The organism is Bradyrhizobium sp. P5_C11_2 (assembly GCF_054049755.1).
In genome coordinates this window covers 1-4,330 of sequence record NZ_JBFULT010000609.1, presented here as the reverse complement: position 1 = coordinate 4,330, position 4,330 = coordinate 1, and the positions used below count along the sequence as shown (strand labels likewise).

Here is a 4,330-nt window from a genome sequence, read left to right as displayed (position 1 = left end):
TTGTCGTACGTAGCGCGCACCCCAACGAGCCGCCGTAAGCTCGCGTGGTCGCCTGTGGCGGCTGGCCCCTATCGGCTCCCGAGGGACGTTGAGAGCCGCCTCTTGGCCGATCTGGCGGGCTACCGGAACCGGGATGCAGCCCTCGCCCTCGCGGTGTTCCTCGGGCGCTTCTGGAGCTCGCCGGCCCGCATCGTGGCAGCCTTCCCGATCGACCGCCGCGCCCTCACCGAGCACCCGGCTCTCGGCCTCACAGAAGCGCGTGTCCGCGGCGCTCTCGCCGCCCTGGAGGAGATCGGCTTCCTCGACCGCCAGATCCCCGAGCGCGGGAGCCGCTATCGGGCGACGGAACACGGCCTCCACCGCAAGCCCGTGCTGTGGCGGTTCGGCTCCGACTACGGCACTGCCTTCGGGAAGGCCAACGCGGCCGCGGAGCGGGCCCGTAGCGGCCATTCTACGTCTCGCCTGCCCATTGCGCCGGTCAAGCTTCAGAGACCGCCAGCGACCTCCGTATCGCATTCTCGCATGGTCGAGCCGAAGTCGCCCAAAAGCACCTCCAGCGGTAGCGTGGTTATGGGCGAGAAACCGAGCTTGCTCTCTGCCGTCGAGCCCGATCCGGGCCTCGAAGCTGCGCTCGCGCGTTGGAAAAGGGCTGTCGAGGGGTGAAGCGCAAACCTCGGGCCACCTTCGGAGCTGTCGTGACCGCTGAAGCCGAGCCTGATCCCGACGACATGCTTGCCGCGTTCCGCCGCTACGGTGCGGCCTTCGGCGAGATGCCGCCGCTCGTGGGCTGGAGCGGTCGCGACGCGGTCCTCGTGGAGCTCATCGGTGCTGCGGTCCGCGATGGCCGGCGGCTGGCCGAGGCGGATCTCGCGCGCGCAGGAGGCTTGGAGCCGGCGCCTGACGGGTCTATGATCTAGAACAGGATAAGATCTATCCAAGTAGGTCGGATTTTTGCATGGATTACCGTCAAAAATAGGCGCCAAATTATCCTCAAAAATCAGCCCGAAAGGGCGTTGCACGACCTGCACTAGTTGCGCTACTTTTTCCGGACGATCGGCGCACTGCGCGCGGTCAACAAATCACATCTCGCAAACCCGTCCGGCTCGCGCCGCGGCGGGTTTTTTCGTCTGGAGATCGCCGATGCCGTCCGAGTTTGTTTCCGTCGCCGCCGCGGCCCGCATGCTCGGGATCGCCCCGAATACGATGCGCCGGGTGATCGCGGCCGGGCACGTGCCCGCCTTCAAGATCGCCGACCGGGCGGTGAAGATCCGTCGCGCCGACGTGGAGGTCTACCTCGCCGAGTGCGTCGCCAAGTCAGCGGCCCGCCGCGCCGCGTAGCGTTGCCGCCTCGGCGAGCTCGGCGGAGACCGAGCTGCCCTCGACCGCGGCCAGACCGGCGAAGACCGACGGCTGAGTATCCGATGCGTGATCGGCGGTGAGCCCGCTCCCGCAACGAAAAAGCCCGCCCGACCCTGGCAGGTCGAACAGGCTAAGCTTCAATCAGCGAGTTCCCAATGCCCGACAACGTGCAGGCCCTCAAGGCCTCGCGCGCACCCGCACGTGCGCGATCCACAACTTTTGCTCCCTCAGACTTCTACCGTGCCTTGTCTCGGACCGGCTGTCGGGCGTGATCGCCGCGCCCGATCTGGCGCAGCAAAATCTTCCAGCCTTCAGCGCCTTGCTGCGGACCGGCCGCCACGCTCGCCGTGTGGCCGCTGTCGATCAAGCTGTTGATCCGACTAGGATTTTCGAGGAGCCGGCGCCCTCCTCGATCGATGGCTCTCGCGCACCCGCACGTGAGGCGCGCGTACACGCTCGTTCCAGTGGTGTTTTTAGTGGTCCATCTCCGGCCCGCCCACGCACCGCCGCCCGACGCGGCCTTTCTCCGGCCGAGCGGGCGCGCCTCAAGGGCGCGCTCCGCGCGGTCCGCAACACCGAGCTCCCGGCCTACCACTTCACCATCGGCGACGCCCTGCACGAGCTTGGGCCGGACGACCACGCAAAGGCCCGCGAGGTGATCGCCGACTTCCTCGCCCGGCTCGTCCGCGATCAAGGCCGCGCCGGGCTGCCGCAGTTCTACGCCCTGGCCTACGAGTGCCGCGTGTCGGGATCGAAGGGCGGCCCGCGCCTGCACGGCCACGTCGTGGCTCCGGCGACCGAGGAGATGGTCGCTTCCTACGAGAGCTCGGAGGCCTTCGGGCCGTACATGCGAGGCCGTGACGCCATCGTCCCGGTCTATAACTTCGACCGCCTCGCCAGGTACCTCGCCAAGGAGACCGAGGCGCTCCCCGGTGGCGGTGACCGGGTGATCCTGTCCCGTAGGCTGAAGGCCGCTGCGGTCGTCGCCGGCCACGTCGAGCCGTACCAGCGCACGACCGTCCGGCACGCCTCGGCCCGATCTGCCGATGCCGCCAGGAAAGGCAGGGAGGCCCGTCGCGCCTCGACCCGGCCCGATCCTGCCCGACCGCCCGAACCACCGCCTCCAGCCGCCCCTGCGGGCCCGGAGGTCTGTCCGATCATCGTGTCCGAACCCGCCCGCGAGCCCACAGAGCAGGGGGTTTCCGGGCCAGCCCTAAAGGAGCCGCCCGGAAATGGCCCGACCGCACGCACTCGTCGCCGACGAGCACACCCTCGACCTGTTGAAGAAGCTCGGCACCTTGCAGCCCACGCAGCGCGAGCTCGCGGCGACGATGAAGGTGGCGCGCTCGACCCTGGAGGCCTTCCTCAAGGCCAACCCGGAGGCGCAGGAAGCCTTGGACGACGGTCGAGCGACCGGCACCCTATCGCTTCGCAGGCGCTTGCTCACGAGCAACTCGCCGCATTGCATAATCTTCGCGTGCAAGAACTTCCTCGGAATGTCCGACAAGGTCGAGAACGTCAATGTTGAACGGCCATTTACTCGGGAAGATGCCGAGGAGATGACGGATGAAGAATTGGAACACTACATCCGGAGCCACATGAGCGAGCAAGCGGCAAAGCTGCGCGCCGCCGACGCCTGATCCGCCGAACATCCCTTACATCCTCAACCCGACACCCGCCGGCCGACCTGGCCGCCTCGCGGGAGGAGCTCCCATGTCCAAACTCACCGTCACCGCCGAGGTGCTTGACACCCTCCGGCGCCTCGGCCGCATCGCCGCGACCATGCAGGAGACCGCCGAGTTCTTCGACGTCACCGAGGGAAGGTTGTCCGTCTTCCTCGCCAGCCACCCGCAGGCCCGCGCTGCCTTCGATGCCGAGCGCGTCGGGGCGAAGGTGTCCCGCCAGCGCCGGCAGTTCCGCAGCGACGCGCCGGCCGACATGATCGCGACCGGGATCCGCTTCGGCATGCTCTCGAAGGAGCCCCGCCGATAAGCATGAACGTCGAGATCATCCTCTCCCTCGTCGACTGGCTGCCGGCGCAGTCGGGCGCCAGGCGGGCCGCGTGCGCCGCGACGCGCTGCTCAGCGACACCACGTGATCGGCCAGCACGACCGGCTGGCCCCCAACCCCCTACCTCTCAGATCTAGGAATTTCCCATGCTCAAGGCTGTCATCAACAACCCCTCTGAGGTCGAAGCGCATCTGCGCAGCCTCTACGTCGAGAGCTCCAACGCCCCGACCGCCGGCCGATGGATCCTGCACGTCGAGCACGTCGATGGCGTTGGCCTCGGCAATCTGAGAGGCCTTGGCGAGACTGCCGAGCGCTGGCAGGGCAGGGCCACGAAGGCGATCGTCAACGACAAGATCTCTGCGGCCCTCGACGCGGCCGGCGTGGATCCGGCCTGGCGGGACGACTTCGCCGAGACCCTCCTCGGCTCGATCCGGCTACGCGAGGACGGCGAGGACGTCACCGTCGAGGTCGTCGACGAGCAAGGGATCCAACGCATCGGTCGAGGCGGCGCGTGGATGGGCGTCGAGGACGCCGTGAGCGACCTGCGCGATCGGCATCCGAGGTGCTTCAACCACGGCTCGGCCTCGCAGGCCTCGGCCGGCACGTCACCAGCCTCCCCGGCCGCGCCCTTCACCGGCAAGAGCCCCTTCTCGAAGGAGCACTGGAACCTCTCGCGACAGGGAGAACTCTACCGGACCGATCGTCCCCTCTATGACCGGCTGAAGGCCGAGGCCGATCGGGCTGCTGCCCCGGCCGAGCACGGAAATCCGTTCCACCGTGAGACCTTTAATCTCACGAGGCAGATGATGCTCATCCGCTCCGACCCGACGCGGGCTGAAGTGCTGCGCGCCGAGGCGGTTGCGTGAGCGTGCGCGGGGGCCTCGTGGCGGCCGGGCGGCGATCTGCCTGCCCGGCGCCTCATCTTGGCCGTCCCCGACCCGCCCCAGCGGCAGAAACGATT

At 68.2% G+C, this 4,330-nt stretch carries 8 protein-coding genes; 6 read left to right on the top strand and 2 right to left on the bottom strand.

Going from position 1 to position 4,330, the window contains the following annotated elements; genetic code table 11:
* Positions 1-102: 102 nt before the first annotated feature.
* The 3 genes from ACXJL8_RS35190 to ACXJL8_RS35180 all read left to right on the top strand — a co-directional run bounded on the left by ACXJL8_RS35190 (position 103) and on the right by ACXJL8_RS35180 (position 1,338).
* Complete coding sequence (locus ACXJL8_RS35190; protein ID WP_456686470.1) at positions 103-663, top strand: hypothetical protein; 561 nt, start codon at positions 103-105, stop codon at positions 661-663.
* 32 nt (positions 664-695) lie between these two features.
* Complete coding sequence (locus ACXJL8_RS35185; protein WP_456686469.1) at positions 696-917, top strand: hypothetical protein; 222 nt, start codon at positions 696-698, stop codon at positions 915-917.
* A 223-nt stretch (positions 918-1,140) separates the two neighbouring features.
* Positions 1,141-1,338, top strand: a complete 198-nt coding sequence (locus tag ACXJL8_RS35180) for a helix-turn-helix domain-containing protein (protein ID WP_456686468.1) — start codon at positions 1,141-1,143, stop codon at positions 1,336-1,338.
* Here the strand turns inward: ACXJL8_RS35180 and ACXJL8_RS35175 are convergent.
* Together ACXJL8_RS35175 and ACXJL8_RS35170 are read right to left on the bottom strand one after the other, a co-directional pair.
* Complete coding sequence (locus ACXJL8_RS35175) at positions 1,315-1,500, bottom strand: hypothetical protein (protein WP_456686467.1); 186 nt, start codon at positions 1,498-1,500, stop codon at positions 1,315-1,317. The two genes, ACXJL8_RS35180 and ACXJL8_RS35175, sit on opposite strands and share 24 nt — an antisense overlap.
* A 94-nt stretch (positions 1,501-1,594) precedes the next feature.
* Positions 1,595-2,140: a hypothetical protein gene (locus ACXJL8_RS35170; protein ID WP_456686466.1), complete on the bottom strand. Its 546-nt coding sequence runs from the start codon at positions 2,138-2,140 to the stop codon at positions 1,595-1,597.
* A 451-nt stretch (positions 2,141-2,591) separates the two neighbouring features.
* On the opposite strand from ACXJL8_RS35170, the gene ACXJL8_RS35165 reads away from it, so the two are divergent.
* The 3 genes from ACXJL8_RS35165 (at position 2,592) to ACXJL8_RS35155 (ending at position 4,235) form a co-directional block, all read left to right on the top strand.
* Positions 2,592-2,999 carry a hypothetical protein gene (locus ACXJL8_RS35165; RefSeq protein WP_456686465.1) on the top strand — a complete coding sequence of 136 codons (408 nt, stop codon included), beginning with the start codon at positions 2,592-2,594 and terminating at the stop codon, positions 2,997-2,999.
* A gap of 73 nt (positions 3,000-3,072) precedes the next feature.
* Entirely contained in the window at positions 3,073-3,351 is a 279-nt protein-coding gene (locus tag ACXJL8_RS35160) for a hypothetical protein (protein ID WP_456686464.1), read from the top strand.
* 164 nt (positions 3,352-3,515) lie between these two features.
* On the top strand, positions 3,516-4,235 hold the full coding sequence (locus ACXJL8_RS35155; protein WP_456686463.1) for a hypothetical protein: 720 nt from the start codon (positions 3,516-3,518) through the stop codon (positions 4,233-4,235).
* Positions 4,236-4,330 lie beyond the last annotated feature (95 nt).